We start from the raw sequence: 15,398 nt of genomic DNA, 5'->3' as shown, positions 1-15,398 counted from the left end.
GGATTACAGCGGACGGCCGATGCCGGCGCAGGTGCTGGGGTTGTTCAGGCCGGCAGTGCTGCTGGCCAGCACGAAGCGGTTGCGGATCGCATCGCGCCAAACCTTGGTCAGCGGGATGAAGCCGTGGTCGGTGATCGACTTCTCATACGCGACGGTGTAGGTCGCCGGATAGTGGCGGGCCAGGAAGCCGCGCAGGCTGGTGGCGACGCTCGAATCCTTGTAGCACTGGCCGATCACCAGGTTGGTGTAGCCGGCGATCGGATAGCCGGCCGACGGGTTGCCGAATACCGGCACCCAGTTGGCGGGGTTCTCTGCATCCGTGCCGGTCGGCGGAGCGACGGTGTCCAGGGTGGCCTGCACGCTCACCTGGTCCGGCGAGAAGCCCTTGACCTTGGCGACCTTGGTCGCATCGGTCAGGTTCGGAATCACGTCCGGGCCAACGTAGCCGATACGGCCTTCAGCCGCGTAGACAGCGTTGTACAGCGAGGTGCCGCCGGTGGCCGGGGCGGCCACCAGGAACGCCGGCAGGTTGCCGTTGGCATCGCGCTTGTACAGGTCGGCGAAGGTCGACTTGATGGCGAACTTGCCGCCCACCAGCTTCGAGGTTTCAGCGTTCTCAGCGGCACAGGCCGCGGTCAGGAAGCGGCTGAACATTTCGCTGGTGCCGCTGCTTTCCGTGCGGTACACCACCTGGATCGGGCCGCTGCGGTTGGCATCGATGGTCGACCAGTCGCTGATCGCACCCGAGAACACGCCGCAGATCTGCGCCACGCTCAGGTTCACCGCCGAACCGGCCTTGTTGAACGGGATGGTGACCGAGGTGGCCACCGACGGCACCTGGATCAGCGCGCCGTAGCGGTTGGCATTGGTCGGCTGGTTGAAGTTGGTGGTGTAGGTGTTCAGCTCGGTGCCGCTCAGTACCGAATCGCTGCCGGCGAAGTGCACGGTGCCGGTGGTCGAGAACAGCAGCGAGTTGTTTTCCAGGAAGGCCTTCTTGCCGGTGCCCGAACCGGTCACGGCGTAGCTGAAGTTCGCCGGCAGGATGCTGTCGGACGAACCCTTGTAGAGGTCGGCCGGCAACGAGGCACCGCCGCCGGTCACGGTCTGCGCCGAGGCGGCGCCCACGGTAGCGAGCAGCGCGGTGGCAACCAGCGCGGCCAGGGTCTTGTACTTGTTCATGATCTTCTCCTGAAGGGTTTACTGCGAAGGGAAACACCAAGGGAGGAACGGTCACTACACGCCTGCTGCCGCCGAGGGCCTCCCAGCCCACTCTGCGGCGACGTGTCCATGCTGGTCCGCGCCGATGACAGGCCGCTTAAGAAACCTGTGGAAGATCGGAAAAAGGTGTGGAGGATTGTGTGGAGAATCGAAGACGGCGACCGGGTAGAGTCGACTGTTCGTCGCCTGGTGCACGGAGCGCTGGTCCTGTCGAAGTGTGCTTGGAAGCAGTCGACTCCACCCGTGATGCGCGTTGCGCATCACTGCACCAGCTGGTTCATTTCCATGATCGGCATCAGCACTGCCAGCACGATCGTCAACACCACGCCGCCCATCACCAGGATCATGGTCGGTTCCAGCAGTGCGGTCAGCGCCATCGCGCGGCGCTCGATCTCGCGCGAGATCGTCTGCGCGGCGCGTTCGAGCAGTGGCGCCAGCGAACCGGTCTTCTCGCCGCTGGCCACCAGATGCACCAGGATCGGCGGATAGACCTTCTGTACCTTCAACGCAGCACCCAGTGCCGCACCTTCGCGTACGCGAGCAGCCACATCATCGGCACAGCGCGCCAGCAACGCATTGCCAAGCGTCTGCCGCGCCGCTTCGAGCGCACGCAGCAGCGGCACACCGGCGTCCAGCAGGATCGCCAGCGTCGAGGCAAAGCGCGCACTGTTCACACCCAGCACGAAGCGCCCGACCATCGGCACCCGCAGCAGCATCGCGTCCCAGCGCAGGCGCAGTTCCGGCCGCCGCAATGCCAGCCGCCAGGCCACCACCAGCGCAGCCATGCCCAGCCCTGCCCACGCACCCCAGCTGCGCACGAACGCGCTGGCGGCCAGCATCACCTGGGTCAGCATCGGCAGCGTCTGCCGTGCCTGAACGAACGCGGTCACCACCTGCGGCACCACATAGCTGAGCAGGAAGATCACGATCGCCACCGACACCAGGCTGATCGCCGCCGGATAGATGAAGGCGGTCAGTACCTTGGCCTGCAGCGCATTGCGTTCTTCGATGTAGTCGGCCAGGCGCTCCATCACCCGTGCCAGGTCACCAGAGTCTTCACCAGCGCCCACCAGCGCCCGATAGATCGGCGGAAAATCGCGCGGCCGCGCTGCCAGCGCCACGGTCAGGCGCTGGCCGGCACGCACGTCGGCGCGTACTGCGGTGAGCGCCTGGGCCACGTGCGGGCGTTCGGCCTGCTCGATCACCGCACTCAAGGCGCCTTCCAACGGCAGGCTGGCGGCCAGCAGGCTGGCCAGCTGGCGCGTGGCCCAGGCCAGCTCGCTGGCAGACAGCCGCCGGGCAGCCCAGCCACTGCCGGCACTGCGCGCCACGCTGACCTGCACGGGTGTCAGCCCACGACCGCGCAGCACCTGTCGCGCACCGCGCGGGCTGTCAGCGTCCAGCTGGCCCTTCTCGATGCGGCCCTGCGCGTTGGCGGCCTGGTAGTCGAACAGCGCCATGCAAGCCTCAGTCGTCGCCGGTGACGCGCAGGATCTCTTCCAGCGTGGTCACCCCGCTGTCGATCCAACGCTGGCCGTCCTGACGCAAGGTCCGCATGCCGGCACGCCGCGCCGCCTCGCGCAGTGCAGGTTCACCCTGCCCTTCATGGATCAGCGTACGCACGCGATCGTCCACCACGAACAACTCGTGGATGCCGGTACGCCCCCGGTAGCCGCTGTTGGCACAGGCCGCGCAACCCACCGCGCGCCATACGGTACGGCCGTCCCCATCCACCTCGGCACGCCGGCATTGGGTGCACAGCCGCCGCACCAGCCGCTGCGCCAGCACACCGCGCAGCGACGAGGCCAGCAGGAACGGTTCCACGCCCATATCGGCCAGGCGCGTCACTGCCGAGATCGCGTCGTTGGTATGCAGGGACGCCAGCACGCCATGGCCGGTCAGCGACGACTGCACCGCAATCTGTGCGGTCTCCAGGTCGCGGATCTCGCCGATCATGATGGTGTCCGGGTCCTGGCGCAGGATCGCGCGCAGCGCGGTGCCGAAGCTCATGCCGATGCGCGCGTTCACTTGGATCTGGCCGATGCCGGCGAAGTCGTACTCCACCGGGTCCTCCACGGTGAGGATGTTGCTGGTGCTGCTGTCGAGCTGGCCCAACGCGGCGTACAGCGAGGTGGTCTTGCCACTACCGGTCGGGCCGGTGACCAGCACGATGCCATGCGGCTGCCGGATCAATCCAGTGAACGTGGCCAGGGTGTCATCGGCCATGCCAAGGCGCTGCAGCTGCAGACGGCCGGCATCCTTCTCCAGCAGTCGCAGCACGGCGCGCTCGCCATGCCCGGTCGGCACCGTGGAGACTCGGATATCCAGCGGACGCCCACCCACGCGGATCGCGATGCGCCCGTCCTGCGGCAGGCGCTTCTCGGCGATGTCCAGGTGGGCCATGATCTTGATGCGCGATACGAGCGCTGCGTGCAGTGCGCGCCGTGGCTGCACCATGTCGCGCAGCGTGCCGTCCACCCGGTAGCGCACCACCGAATGGGTCTCGAACGGCTCGATGTGCAGATCGCTGGCGCCATCACGTGCGGCCTGCGCCAGCAGCGCGTTGATCATGCGGATCACCGGCGCATCATCCTGCGCGTCCAGCAGATCGGTGACTTCCGGCATGTCCTGCATCAGCCGGTCCAGATCGACTTCGCTCTCGGCGGCACCGACCACGGCAGCGGCGTCGCCGCCGTCACGATACTGCTCAGCCAACCGCTGCTGCCACGTCGCGGCATCCAGTGCCTGGAAGGGCAACGGTCCATGCCGGCGGCGCAGTTCGGCCACAGCCCACGCTGCGGTATCGACGGTACCCAGCAGCACAGGCTCACCGCCAACCTCGGACAGCATCACCCCATGGCTGCGCACCCAGGCGTACGGCAGTGGCGCGGCGGCGCTCACGGTCCGATCACCAGTTCCGGCGTGTAGCCCAGCCCGCGCAGTTGCTGCAGTGCCGGATCCAGCGTCGCCGGGTCGCGCGGCAGCCGCACCCGCAGGCGCTGGCCACTCTCGCCCGGCGTCGCCTCGGCATAGGCCTGCAGGCCCAGCGCCCGCACCTGCGCCACGCCCTGGCGGGCACGGGTCGGGTCCAGCCCCTGTGCGAACTGCACCAGCTGCGCATCGCCGTCACCGGCCGGATACAACGCTGCCAGGCTGGTGTTCTGCAGCGGCTGGCCCTGGCCATCGCGCGCGTTGCCCTGGCCGAGTACAGACAGGTCCTGCGGCGGCAGCTGCGGTGCCGACAGCGCCGGCAATGCCCAGCTCTGCACCGGTTGCGCGCCAGCCTGCGCGTTGCGCATGTAGTCATAGCGGTCGCGGGTCAGGCGCTGGCCGGCGGCCGGGTCACGCACCACGTGCGGACGCAGGAACACCATCAGGTTGGTCTTGGCGCGCTTGCGTGTGTCGCTGCGGAACAAGGCACCCAGCACCGGAATCTTCCCCAACCCCGGCACCGCGTCACGGCCATGGCTGACGCTGTCTTCCAGCAGGCCACCCAGCACCATGATCTGGCCATCGTCCAGCAGCACGCTGGTATCCAGTGCGCGCTTGTTGGTGATGATGCCGGCCGTGCTGTTCGCGCTCTGCGCATCGATGCTGCTGACTTCCTGGTAGATGTCCAGCTTCACCGTGCCGCCCTCGGAAATCTGCGGGCGTACCCGCAGCTTCAGGCCCACGTCCTCGCGCACGATGGTCTGGAATGGATTGTTGCTGCCGCCGCCACCGTCGGTCACGTAGCGGCCGCTCACAAACGGCACGGTCTGCCCGACCATGATGCTGGCCGCCTCGTTGTCCAGCGTCATCAGGTTCGGCGTGGACAGGATGTTGGCACCGCCCTTGCTCTGCAGCGCGTTGGCCAGCGCCTTCATGTTGAGGATCTGGCCGACGCCGGGCAGGTTGATCGTGCCGTCGATCACCCCGATCTTCAGGCCATCCTTGGGCAGCACGTCCAGGGTGGTGCGCGCGGTGGTGTTCAGCCCGCTGCCACCGCTGGTGCCGCCGAAGTGGGTGCCGCCGAAGGTGCGGCCATTGCCCAGCATCCACTGCACGCCCAGTTCGGCCGCGTCGGTCTGGTTGACCTCCACGATCAGGCTTTCCACCAGCACCTGTGCACGGCGCTGGTCAAGCTGGTCGATCACCCGGCGCAGGTTGCGGTACACCGGTTCCGGCGCCGAGATCAACAGCGTGTTGGTGGCCACGTCCGCCTGTACCGAAATGCCGTTCTGGCTGAAGCCGGTGCTCCCGGCGTCGATCGGGTCGCGGCGGTTCGGATCCAGCCGCTGCGATTCCAGCGCATTGCTGCCGGCCCTGGCCTGTTGTGGCTGCGACGGCTGCGCCGGTGCGGAACGGCTTGCATCGCCAGGCAGTGGCGTGATGCCTTCATTGCTGCCCACTGCCGGCGCATCGCTCTGCCCCGCAACCACGCCGCGCAGCACGCCGGCGAGCTGATTGGCCTGGGCATTGCGCAGGTAGACCACATGCAGGTTGCCGGACTCGTCCTGCGCGCGGTCCAGCTTCTCCACCAGCTGCCGGGCCAGACGGGTGCGCCCGGGACTGCTGGAACGCAGCAGCACGCTGTTGCTGCGCGGGTCGGCCATCACCACCACCTTCTGGCTGGGCTCTGCGCCCTGCGCATCCAGCAGCGGCGCGACCATCGCCGCGACGTCTACGGCGATGCCCTGCTGCAGCTTCACCACATCGGTGTCCATGCCGGCCGGCGTGTCGACGCTGGCGATCACCCGCGCGATGCGCTCCAGGTTGTCGGCATAGTCGGTGATCACCAGGGTGTTGTTGCCCGGGTTCGCCGTGATCGGATTGTCCGGGCTGATCATCGGCCGCAGCACCGCCACCAGCGCGGCGGCGTTCTCGTAGCGCAGCGGAAAGGTGCGCGTGGCGACCTCGCCTCCTGCACCGCCACTGCCCACCCGGCCACCGAGCAGCTTGGCGTCGGCCTGCGGCACCACCCGGCTGACGCCGCCATTCTCGACCACGGCGAAGCCGCGCATGCGCAGCGCGCCCAGCAGCAGCTGATAGGCCTGGGTACGGCTGACCGGGCCATCGGAGACCACCGTCATCTTGCCGGTCACCCGTGGGTCGACCAGGAACTGGCGGCCGGTGAACCGTGCCGCCATCCGCAGCACGCCACCGATATCGGTATCCACCAGGTTCAGCTGCAGCGGCTCATCGCGTGTGTCCTGCGCTGCCACCGGCGCCGGCACGTGGGCCATGCCCCCGATCAGGGCCAATGCAGTACTGCAGGCAAGGCTGCGCATCGCCCTCATGGATGGGCACCCGCAGTGGCCACCATCACGATGTTTCCGGAAATCCGTGCCGCCGGCATGTTCGCGTCCCCTGTGCGTGTCAGTTGCAGCTGCTGCAGCTCGATGGCGGGGTCGGCCAGCAGCGGCAGCAGCCAGTTCCATAGCGCATCGGCGGGCACCGCCTGCACCTGCAGGTGCCAGCGCCCGTCGCGCGCTTCGATATGCAGGCCGTCGGCAAGGCCGGCGGTCTTGATTCCATCGCGCAGCCCGGCCAGTGTCGGATGCTGGCCCTGCGCCAGCTGCTGGCGCTCACGGACGCGCAGCAGCGGTGCCAGTGCGCGCCACTGCGCCTGCAGCCGCGGTAGCTCGGCCTGCCAGTGCGTGCGCTGCTTCAGCAGTGGCTCCAGCCACAACGACCACAGGCCCGCCACCAGCAGCGCCACCACCATCACCCACAGCATCCGCCGGTCGCGCGGTGGCAGGCGTTGCCAGCGCTGCTGCAGGCCGGCCAGCCCCCCGCCCAGCCGCAGGGTGCGGGCCGTCACTGTCCCGCTCCGCTCACCCGCAGGCGCCCACCGGCGTCGCGCGCCAGCAGCAGGCCCTGCACCTGCAGCGCCTGCTGCCAGTGCTCAAGCCGCTGCGGATCGTCGGCCAATGCCTGGGCATCGGCATCCAGCTCCATGTCGAGCTGGCCGGGCTGGTAATGCAGGCTGCGCACCTGCCCGGCCAGTTCCGGAACCGCCAGCAGCGTGCTGGCTACCTGCCGTTGCAACGGCGGCAACGGTGGCGCCGGTGGCGGCACCGCCAGAGCACGCCTTGCCTGCAGCACCGGATCCACCACATCGGTGATTTCCGGGAAGCGTGCGCTGAACTGCCGCGCCATGTCCTGTTGCAGCGCCTCGCCCTCGATCCGCCAACGCCAGACCTGCAGCTGCAGGCCGAGCGCGGCCAGCAGCACTGCCGCCAACGCGAGGCCGATTGCCAGGCGTGGCGCTTGCCGATCCGCACCGGGCAGCGGCAGTGACCACCCCGGCAGAGGGCCACATGCCTGCCGTTCCTTCATGACGGCGGTGGCCGGCAGGCTGTCCGGCCACGCCGGCGGTACGCTGCCGATCCATTGCACGGCCTGCACGCCGGCCTGTGGCAGGCGAACGGCCAGCGCCTGCATGACTGCACACGCATCACGTCCGCCATACCACTGGACGAAGCCCCGATCGCGCCCGCTTCGCACCAGCAGGTGCTCGCCGCTGACCTGCAGCGTGGCCTGTCCGTCCTGCCAGGGCAGCAGCAGGGGCGTCGGATGGAGTGCCTGCAGCTGCAGTCCGCACGAGGCCAGCAACTGCTGCGCCTGCAGGACCGCCTGCTGGCCGAGCCAGGCCACCGGAACCGTGCCGTCAGCCGCCTGCGCACCGTGGGCCAGCGCGACGTCCTGCAGGTCATCCAGCAACATTGCCTCCACCTCACCCTGCAACGCCAACTGCAGGCGGCGCCCGGACAACGGTGGCAGCTGCAGTTCCAGCAGGATCAGGTCGCCCGGATCGAGGCAGGCATGCACCGCAGCCCGCGGATGCCGCAGGCCCAGCGCCGCCAGCGTGGCGCAACCGTGGGCCAGCACCTCGCCCCTGTGCAGCTGCGCCCAGTCCACCGCGCTGTCGGCGTGCAGACCCTCAAGCGTCGGCAGGCGCACCCGAAGCTGCGCGTTCATGCGCCGATCCTCGTCCACACGCGCTGCACACGCACGCCATCGTCGCGGTACTCGCGCCAGAGCAGCGCGCGGAAATCAACCGCGCTGCCGTCAGCCTGCACCTGGCCGACGGCCAGGAACCACTCGCTATGGATACCCAAGGGAAGTACCGCCATCTGTTCGTTGCTCAGTTGGAGTCGGTTGGCGATGTCGCCGCGATTGAGCAGCCAATGGCCAGCGTCGCGCTCACCGAGCAGCGCCTGCAGCCGTGCCGGCTCGACCGCAGGCGTCACCGCCTGCAGAACGCGCAGGTCGCTGGTGTTGGCGTTGACCAGGGTCTGTGCCGGCAACACCACGGTGCGTCGCGCCAGCGCCTGCAACGCCACCGGATCGGCACCCGGCAGCACCTGTTCGATCAGTGATTCGCGCGGCAGCGGCGCCTGCGCCTGCATGTCGCCATCGCGCAGGCGCGCCTGGATGTGATCCGCGGCGGATGTGCAGGCGCCCTGGCCCAGCCCCTGCCCGGCACACAACGCGATGAACGCGCGCCGCGCCTCGGGGTCCGGCCTGCCATGCGCAAGCAGATTGCGCAGGTTGAACATCGACTGCGCATCGACCAGCTGCAGCTGGACCGGCAACGGCACCTGCAGCTCCAATGGGCGCGCCCAGCGCCCGCTGCGCACCGTGGTCAGCTGTTCCTTTGCGTCCTCGCGCAGCTGCTGCGCCGCACGTTCCAGCGTTGCGTCCACGGCCATGCGTACCTGTGCGCGCAGCTGGTCACCACGCAGCGCGCGCAGCTGGGCCGACTGCCGGGTGAGCAGTGCAGTGGCAATCACTGCCACCAGTGCCACCACCAGCAGGGCGACGATCACCGCCATGCCACGTTGACGGACACTCGAAACAGACCGCATCCGGGCTGACATCGGCCTGCCTCACAGCTGCCACGAGCCGATGTCCGCGTTCCCGGCGTCGCCACCGGGCCTGCTGTCCGCACCCAGCGAGAACACATCGATGTCGCCATGTGTGCCAGGCACCTGATATTGGTACGGATGGCCCCACGGGTCGTTCGGCAGGCGATCCAGATAGGGCGTGACCGGCATCGCGCCACTGCCCTGCGGCGGCTTCACCAGCGCCTGCAGGCCCTGCTCGGCGCTGGGATAGCGACCATTGTCCAGCTTGAACAACTTCAGCGCCTGCATCAGCGCCGCGATGTCCTGGCGCGCTGCCACCACGCGCGCCTGGTCGGGACGGTCCATCAAGCGCGGCACGATCAATGCCGCGAGAATGCCGATGATCACCACCACCACCATGATCTCGATCAGGCTGAAACCCTGCTGCCGAGCCCTGCGACCACCCACCTGCCTTGCCATTGTTCCGCCCTCGTCATCCTGGAAGAGACCGCTGCGCCATGGTCAGCGGTGCATGTGTCAGTACGATAAACATCCGCCGGCAATTCGCTGCGCATGTGCCTGGGCGGGCGCCGGCGCAGCCGGTACGCGTGCCGCCTCGAGCAGGTGTGGCGGCACACTGGACAGCGTTTCGTCGATGCAGCCGCGCAGCAGCGGAAGCGCGCACGCCTGCAACAGGCGCACGCACTGCATCGGCGACCACGCGGTGCCATGGTCGAGGCCGATGAACGTGCGGTAGGCCTGGTGATAGCGCAGATCGTCGTACACGCGCTGCGCACTGTTGAGATCACGCACGACCACCAGCAGGGCCGCACGTTGCAGCAGCCGCGCATCGCCTGCGTCAAGCGGCAGCGCGTTCATGGCTGCTTCGGACCACGGCCGCAGCTGCAGATCAAGGGCGCGCCGCAGCGCCGCCAATGGATGCGCGCTGCTGTCCAGTGCCGCCCAGCGCGCGGCATCGGCCCAGGCATCACTGGACAGCACCCAGACCCACGAGTGCCCGTAGCGTTGCACATTCAACGGCGTGTGCCGCGCCTGCTCCAGCGACCGGCTCAGGTGGCGATCCAGCTCCAGCATGCTGATCCTGCGACTGTCTGCCATCTGCGTCGCCCGTGCTCCGCGACGCGTGGTGCGTCGTACTCTGGAGAAGACGTCAGCAACGCAGGTGAAGCGACAGCGCGAATGCCGCTCTGTGCGCTGGGTGGTGCTTCATCGGCAACGTCATCGCAGCGTCATCCGCCTGCAGGCTTCGCGCTGCAGGCGCGGTGCGTCACCCCCGCAGCGGCGGGCCAGTACCGCAACGTCGCTGCGCGCGGCGAACGCGACCAGCGCGTCTGTCATGTCCACGTCATCGCACCACGACGCCATCGCAATGCGCACCGCCGGCAGCTGCCAGCCGTCCATCAGCCCGCGGGTGCCCGCCACGAACCAGTGCCACAGCCGATGGTGCAGCACCTGCTCGTGCAGCTGCGCGAGATCCTTGATGCCATGCATGTCCATCAGCAGCAGTGCGCGTGCCAGCGCCGCAGGCGGCAACACACCGGTTTCAGCCAGCGGCAGCACCTGCTGCTGCAGGCGCAACAGCATCGCCAACGGGTGCGACTGCGGATCGAAGTCCAGCAGCACGGCCTGTTGCTGCCACTGTGCGTCCGATACCACGCATACCCATGGCGAGCCGTAGCGGTGCACCATCAACGGCCGTCGCTGGGTGGTTTCCAGCAACGCCGACAGATTGCGGCGCAGATCCAGCACACCGATGGTCTCGTTGCGCATCCTTGGCGTCTCCTTGCTTGCAACAGCCCTGCGCGGCGCGCACGGCCAGCGTCTTCACCTAACCAAGGACGGCAATGCCACCTGGAAAGCGACGCAGATCCAGCGACATCGTCAGTCGCAGCTGCTCCAGCGCCGCATCCGGATCATCGATGCGGAAGCGGCCGCTGACCGGGGCGCGCGCCAATGCCGATTCACCCAGCAGCACCTTGCCGCGGCGGTAGCGGTTGATCTCCTCCACCACCTCGCGCAGCGGCGCCCGGCGGAACACCAGCATGCCTTCGGTCCAGGCACTCACTTCCGAGGCCACGGCTTCGGCCACCACGCCACTGAGGCGCTCGTCGTACCGGGTCTGCTGGCCCGCCTGCAGCTGCAGGCGGCCCTGCGGGTGCTCGATCCGGGCGCTGCCCTGCAGGCAGGTCACCCGTACCTGGCCGTGGGTGTTGCGCACGTCCAGGCGCACCGCCCCTTCATCGGCAATCACGCAGCCCGCCCCTGCGAACAGGGCCAGGCGCAGACCGGCCCGGGTCTCGATCGCGGCCTGGCCCTGCACCAGCTCGAAGCCTTCGCCCTCCGTGTCCGCACGGCGGCGCAGGCTGCTCTGCGTATCCAGCTCGATCTTCAGCTGTGGCGAAGGTGCGATCTGCAGCCGTTCACCGGTACCGGTGTGGAAGTCGGCCGTCATCGCCGTCACCGAGGGCCACAGCCCCAGCGGCGGACGGATCGCCGCCACCACTGCCAGGCTGGCCGGGGCGGCAATCGCGGCACCCAGGAAGGCACGCCGGCTCCAGCGCTGGGTCGGCGTCGGCACGGCCGGTTGGCGTGCAGCGGCAGGCAGCTGCTCGCCGGCCAGGCGTACCTGCTCCCATTGCCGGCGCGCACGGCCGAATGCTTCGCGATGACGGGGATCAGCCTCGCACCACGCGCGGAAGCTGCGCCCGTCGGCCGCAGTAGCCTCGCCCGAGGTCAGCCGCACCACCCACGCGTGCGCCTGGCGCTCGACGGCATCCAGCGGGCGTTGCGGGCGATCGTCAGGATCCATGGGGGCTCATGCCGGACCCGCACGCTGCGGGGTTCTGCTCGGCGTCAAAGTGTAGACGGTTGCCGCCGCTCAGAACCGCACCTGGCGCCCCTGCCCGCTGCGCTCTGCCAGGTAGTCCTGGGCCGCCTTCAGCTCACGCTGCACCAGCCGCAGCGACACGCCGAGGTGATCGGCGACGTCACGCTGCTGCAGGCCATCGACGCGGATTGCCAGCAGGATGCGGCGACGCCGCTCGGGCATGCGCTGCAGCAGGCCCACCATGTCCTCCAGCGCGAAGTCCAGTTCGGCCGCCTGCGCCGGCCCAGGTGCAGGGTCGGCCATGTCCATCAGCGTCTCCACCTCTTCCAGGCTCAGCAGGCGATGGTCGGCACGTTGGCGGTCGATCACGGTATTCATCGCCATGCGCAGCAGGTAGGCCGCAGGGTTCTGCACGGCGTCCAGGCGGTCACGGCGCGCACTCAGGCGCATCCAGGTGTCCTGCAGCGCGTCGCCGGCCAGCTCCTCCGATCCCAGCTTGCGCACCAACCGGCGCTTCAGCTCGTCGTAAGCCCCCAGAAGGTGGTCCATCAGGTCAACTGCGCCAGCCGTACCGTTGCTCATGTTCGAATCCTTGAAGTCATGGAAGGGGCGCGCGCCCACCACAGTCGTGGTCGGTGCCGGAAGGACGTATCTGCAGGGTCACCGGCTGCGCCAGCGCGGCGGCCTCGGTCGCCAGCACCAGGCCCTGCAGCGCCTGCAGCAGGCGTGCATCGCGGCGGGCACTGCCACTGCCGGACAGCAGCTCGGGCTCGCTCACCCGGCCCGCACCGTCGATGCGGAAGCGCAGCGTCGCGGCGTAGCGGCCGGGCGCGATCTCCGGGCCGTCACAGAACGCCGCACGCAGCCGCTGCTGCAGGCCACCGTAGCGACGCCGACGCTCGGCCTCAGGGAGTTCAGCGCCAACATCGGGGCCGGTCGCCAAGGGCGTGCCCCGGCGCAGCACGACACGCTGCTCGCCGATCACCTCGGCCTCGACACCGGAGTCCTGCAACAGCACCTGCAGTGCCGGCAGCGGCGGCAGGTTGGCGTGCAGCGGATAGCTGCTGCGCCCGGCGGCAAGGTCGCCCGGGTACATCACCGACCACCCGCTGATGACGCTGAAGCGCTCGACCGCCTGTTCCAGCGGCTGCGCAGGGATGTCGTAGGCATGAACTCCGTCCTGTGCGGCAGCGGCAAAGGACAGCAGCAGCCACGCGACGATGGCCACCTTCCAAGTTCTGACCGCATGGTGTCCATTCAGCCCCCTGACGTAGAACACATGACCCTCGGCAGCGACAGCAGCTGCAGTGGACGCGCACCACGACCGGAACCCCGGCCCGCGCGCGACCCGCAAGCGGGCTCAAACCGTAGCGGGGCCACATGTCATTGCGATGACCGCCGCCTACGGCCGACGTGAAGCCAGTCACCCATCAGGAATCAATAAATCGAACAGACCACCTCATCCACGCCTGGGGTCAGAGCCCGTTGCGCAGCAACGGGATCCGACCCCGTGCCGGTCCAAACGTGTCGACCAAGGTCGACACCCACCAAGAGCAGTTCATGCCGTTCCGGCAGATTGCGGGGAACTGTCGAAGGCGGGGCGGGTCTGGTTGCAGGGGTGTCCGCGGCATGGATGCCGCGGCCAAGCCCCCATGGAAGGGTTTACGGCGTCCCCTGCAACCGGACCCACCCCGCCATCCAACGGAATGCACGCTGTTGCTTCGGCTGTTGCTTCTGGGGTTGCCGGCCAGCGGCCGGCACTACCTGCGGGTGCCGGGCGCCACCCGGGCGGAAACCCCCGCCCTTCACAGCGGCAGCCGGGTCGTCTGCTTGATCCGCTGCATCGGAATCTCGGTCTTGGTGTTCTGCACGCCGGCAATCCGGTTCAGGTGCTGCATCTGGAACTGACGGTAGGCATCAAGATCGGCCACCGCCACCCGCAGCAGGAAATCGCAGTCACCGGCCATCAGATGGCATTCAAGCACTTCCGGGAACGACTTGATGCTGTTGATGAAGTAATTGGTGGTGTCCTCGTCCTGCCCGCGCAGCCACACGCGGACGAATACCGTGAAGCCACGGCCCACCTTGGCCTCGTTCAACAAGGCCACGTAGCGGTCGATGTAGCCGCCTTCCTCCAGCAGCCGCACCCGACGCAGGCAGGCCGACGGCGACAGCCCGACCAGCCGGGCAAGCTCCAGGTTCTGCAGGCGGCCGTCGCGCTGCAGGGCGTCGAGGATACGCCGATCGAGGTTGTCGAGCTGATACTGCATGGGATTTCGCCCTTGTCACTTTTGGCCGCATGAAATATCAATGATCCAGAATCCAGTGGCATCAACGCAACCCGATTTCGCGATCGGACCGCTAGCATGGGCCACCCCCACCTCGTTGTGCCGTTCCATGGACGCCCGTACCACCCTCCCCCTGCCCGACACCTGCGATACCGCGCCGCGTGCCGAATTCCTGCGCGGCCTGCGCGCCGCCGTGCCGGTGATGATCGGTTTCATTCCCTTCGCCCTGGTGCTCGGCGCGCAGGCCGCGCAGAAGGGCCTGAGCGCACTGGAAGTACCACTGATGACGGGCCTCAACTTCGCTGGCGGCTCGGAGTTCGCCGCCGTCGAACTGTGGACCTCGCCACCGCACATCGCACTGATCGTGGCGATCACCGCACTGGTCAACAGCCGCCATCTGCTGATGGGCGCCAGCCTGGCCCCACTGCTGCAGCACCTGCCGCGCCGCCGGGTGCTGCCGGCCCTGTTCTTCATGTGTGACGAAAGCTGGGCGATGGGCGTGGCCGATGCGCGCCGCCGTGCGCTCGGCTTCAGCCTGGCCTATTACCTGGGCGTCTCCGCGGGCCTCTACACCGTCTGGGTGGCCTGCACCGCGCTGGGTGCGATCGTCGGGCCGCTGCTGGGCGACATCCACGCCTACGGCTTCGACATGGCCTTCCCCGCCGTGTTCCTGGTGCTGCTGCGCGGCATGTGGCAGGGCATGAAGGCCACGCGCCCGTGGCTGGTCAGCCTGGTCGTGGCCGCCGGCACCTATCTGCTGATCCCAGGTGCGTGGTACGTGGCCAGCGGCGCATTGGCCGGCCTGGCCGCCGCCTGGCTGCTGGCGGAGGACGCAGCATGATCTTCAACGGCCTGATCCACTGGTCCTCGGTGCTGACCATCGTGCTGATGGCCGCCGCCACCTACCTGACGCGCATCGTCGGCTTCCTCGCGCTGCGCAACCGCACGCTGGGCAAGCGCGCGGTGACGGTGATGGAAGCCGCGCCGGGCTGCGTGCTGATCTCGGTGATCGCTCCGGATTTCGTCGCCGACAAGCCCGCCGACCTGGCCGCGCTGGCGATCACCCTGCTGGCCGCCACGCGGCTGTCGATGCTGCCGACGGTGCTGATCGGCGTGGCCTCGGCCGGGCTGCTGCGCTACCTGATGGGCTGACTGCGGTGCGCCGGGCAAAGGCCCGGCGCTGGCCAGTCATCGCAGCACCGCCTGTACGCG

Annotated in this window: 16 protein-coding genes; 2 read left to right on the top strand and 14 right to left on the bottom strand. The window is 68.5% G+C overall.

The window, feature by feature from the left end; translation table 11 throughout:
* Positions 1-3: 3 nt before the first annotated feature.
* The 14 genes from VG561_RS11015 to VG561_RS10950 all read right to left on the bottom strand — a co-directional run bounded on the left by VG561_RS11015 (position 4) and on the right by VG561_RS10950 (position 14,168).
* On the bottom strand, positions 4-1,179 hold the full coding sequence (locus tag VG561_RS11015) for a substrate-binding domain-containing protein (RefSeq protein WP_069116561.1): 1,176 nt from the start codon (positions 1,177-1,179) through the stop codon (positions 4-6).
* A 299-nt stretch (positions 1,180-1,478) separates the two neighbouring features.
* Positions 1,479-2,678 carry a type II secretion system inner membrane protein GspF gene (gspF, locus tag VG561_RS11010; RefSeq protein ID WP_046430964.1) on the bottom strand — a complete coding sequence of 400 codons (1,200 nt, stop codon included), beginning with the start codon at positions 2,676-2,678 and terminating at the stop codon, positions 1,479-1,481.
* Positions 2,679-2,685: 7 nt separating this feature from the next.
* On the bottom strand, positions 2,686-4,119 hold the full coding sequence (gspE, locus tag VG561_RS11005) for a type II secretion system ATPase GspE (protein WP_075075770.1): 1,434 nt from the start codon (positions 4,117-4,119) through the stop codon (positions 2,686-2,688).
* Positions 4,116-6,497, bottom strand: a complete 2,382-nt coding sequence (gene gspD, locus VG561_RS11000; protein WP_262093829.1) for a type II secretion system secretin GspD — start codon at positions 6,495-6,497, stop codon at positions 4,116-4,118. The genes gspE and gspD overlap by 4 nt, the downstream gene beginning before the upstream one ends.
* Positions 6,494-7,021 carry a type II secretion system protein GspM gene (gene gspM, locus VG561_RS10995; RefSeq protein WP_032961733.1) on the bottom strand — a complete coding sequence of 176 codons (528 nt, stop codon included), beginning with the start codon at positions 7,019-7,021 and terminating at the stop codon, positions 6,494-6,496. The genes gspD and gspM overlap by 4 nt, the downstream gene beginning before the upstream one ends.
* Positions 7,018-8,181, bottom strand: coding sequence for a type II secretion system protein GspL (gene gspL / locus VG561_RS10990; protein WP_262093827.1), 1,164 nt, complete (start codon positions 8,179-8,181; stop codon positions 7,018-7,020). The genes gspM and gspL overlap by 4 nt, the downstream gene beginning before the upstream one ends.
* Complete coding sequence (gspK, locus tag VG561_RS10985) at positions 8,178-9,083, bottom strand: type II secretion system minor pseudopilin GspK (RefSeq protein ID WP_262093826.1); 906 nt, start codon at positions 9,081-9,083, stop codon at positions 8,178-8,180. The genes gspL and gspK overlap by 4 nt, the downstream gene beginning before the upstream one ends.
* Positions 9,084-9,092: 9 nt before the next feature.
* The gene (gspG, locus tag VG561_RS10980; protein ID WP_046430971.1) at positions 9,093-9,530 is read right to left on the bottom strand and encodes a type II secretion system major pseudopilin GspG; all 438 of its coding nucleotides are present in this window, start codon (positions 9,528-9,530) and stop codon (positions 9,093-9,095) included.
* A 57-nt stretch (positions 9,531-9,587) separates the two neighbouring features.
* Complete coding sequence (locus tag VG561_RS10975; RefSeq protein ID WP_014647372.1) at positions 9,588-10,145, bottom strand: hypothetical protein; 558 nt, start codon at positions 10,143-10,145, stop codon at positions 9,588-9,590.
* A 144-nt stretch (positions 10,146-10,289) separates the two neighbouring features.
* The gene (locus VG561_RS10970) at positions 10,290-10,841 is read right to left on the bottom strand and encodes a hypothetical protein (protein WP_262093824.1); all 552 of its coding nucleotides are present in this window, start codon (positions 10,839-10,841) and stop codon (positions 10,290-10,292) included.
* 58 nt (positions 10,842-10,899) lie between these two features.
* A complete protein-coding gene (locus VG561_RS10965) occupies positions 10,900-11,880 on the bottom strand; it encodes a DUF4880 domain-containing protein (RefSeq protein ID WP_262093823.1) in 981 nt (326 codons plus the stop codon).
* A gap of 69 nt (positions 11,881-11,949) precedes the next feature.
* Positions 11,950-12,480, bottom strand: a complete 531-nt coding sequence (locus VG561_RS10960) for an RNA polymerase sigma factor (protein WP_032961748.1) — start codon at positions 12,478-12,480, stop codon at positions 11,950-11,952.
* A 16-nt stretch (positions 12,481-12,496) separates the two neighbouring features.
* Entirely contained in the window at positions 12,497-13,177 is a 681-nt protein-coding gene (locus VG561_RS10955) for a TonB-dependent receptor (RefSeq protein ID WP_423179583.1), read from the bottom strand.
* A gap of 526 nt (positions 13,178-13,703) precedes the next feature.
* The gene (locus VG561_RS10950; protein WP_262093821.1) at positions 13,704-14,168 is read right to left on the bottom strand and encodes an Lrp/AsnC family transcriptional regulator; all 465 of its coding nucleotides are present in this window, start codon (positions 14,166-14,168) and stop codon (positions 13,704-13,706) included.
* Positions 14,169-14,295: 127 nt separating this feature from the next.
* Between VG561_RS10950 and VG561_RS10945 the strand changes: the two genes are divergently transcribed.
* Complete coding sequence (locus VG561_RS10945) at positions 14,296-15,027, top strand: AzlC family ABC transporter permease (RefSeq protein ID WP_423179582.1); 732 nt, start codon at positions 14,296-14,298, stop codon at positions 15,025-15,027.
* Positions 15,024-15,338, top strand: coding sequence for an AzlD family protein (locus VG561_RS10940; protein WP_014647378.1), 315 nt, complete (start codon positions 15,024-15,026; stop codon positions 15,336-15,338). Before VG561_RS10945 ends, VG561_RS10940 begins: the two co-directional genes overlap by 4 nt.
* Positions 15,339-15,398 lie beyond the last annotated feature (60 nt).

Source organism: Stenotrophomonas sp. CASM110 (assembly GCF_049384345.1).
GTDB classification, from domain to species: Bacteria; Pseudomonadota; Gammaproteobacteria; order Xanthomonadales; family Xanthomonadaceae; genus Stenotrophomonas; species Stenotrophomonas muris.
This window is presented reverse-complemented; position numbering and strand designations above follow the sequence as displayed.

Excerpts from the sequence above, each read along its gene's own strand:
- VG561_RS11015 (WP_069116561.1), bottom strand. The coding sequence starts at position 1,179 with ATGAACAAGTACAAGACCCTGGCCGCGCTGGTTGCCACCGCGCTGCTC.
- gspF (WP_046430964.1), bottom strand. The coding sequence starts at position 2,678 with ATGGCGCTGTTCGACTACCAGGCCGCCAACGCGCAGGGCCGCATCGAG.
- gspD (WP_262093829.1), bottom strand. The coding sequence starts at position 6,497 with ATGAGGGCGATGCGCAGCCTTGCCTGCAGTACTGCATTGGCCCTGATC.
- gspL (WP_262093827.1), bottom strand. The coding sequence starts at position 8,181 with ATGAACGCGCAGCTTCGGGTGCGCCTGCCGACGCTTGAGGGTCTGCAC.
- gspK (WP_262093826.1), bottom strand. The coding sequence starts at position 9,083 with ATGTCAGCCCGGATGCGGTCTGTTTCGAGTGTCCGTCAACGTGGCATG.
- gspG (WP_046430971.1), bottom strand. The coding sequence starts at position 9,530 with ATGGCAAGGCAGGTGGGTGGTCGCAGGGCTCGGCAGCAGGGTTTCAGC.
- VG561_RS10975 (WP_014647372.1), bottom strand. The coding sequence starts at position 10,145 with ATGCTGGAGCTGGATCGCCACCTGAGCCGGTCGCTGGAGCAGGCGCGG.
- VG561_RS10970 (WP_262093824.1), bottom strand. The coding sequence starts at position 10,841 with ATGCGCAACGAGACCATCGGTGTGCTGGATCTGCGCCGCAATCTGTCG.
- VG561_RS10965 (WP_262093823.1), bottom strand. The coding sequence starts at position 11,880 with ATGGATCCTGACGATCGCCCGCAACGCCCGCTGGATGCCGTCGAGCGC.
- VG561_RS10960 (WP_032961748.1), bottom strand. The coding sequence starts at position 12,480 with ATGAGCAACGGTACGGCTGGCGCAGTTGACCTGATGGACCACCTTCTG.
- VG561_RS10950 (WP_262093821.1), bottom strand. The coding sequence starts at position 14,168 with ATGCAGTATCAGCTCGACAACCTCGATCGGCGTATCCTCGACGCCCTG.
- VG561_RS10945 (WP_423179582.1), top strand. The coding sequence starts at position 14,296 with ATGGACGCCCGTACCACCCTCCCCCTGCCCGACACCTGCGATACCGCG.
- VG561_RS10940 (WP_014647378.1), top strand. The coding sequence starts at position 15,024 with ATGATCTTCAACGGCCTGATCCACTGGTCCTCGGTGCTGACCATCGTG.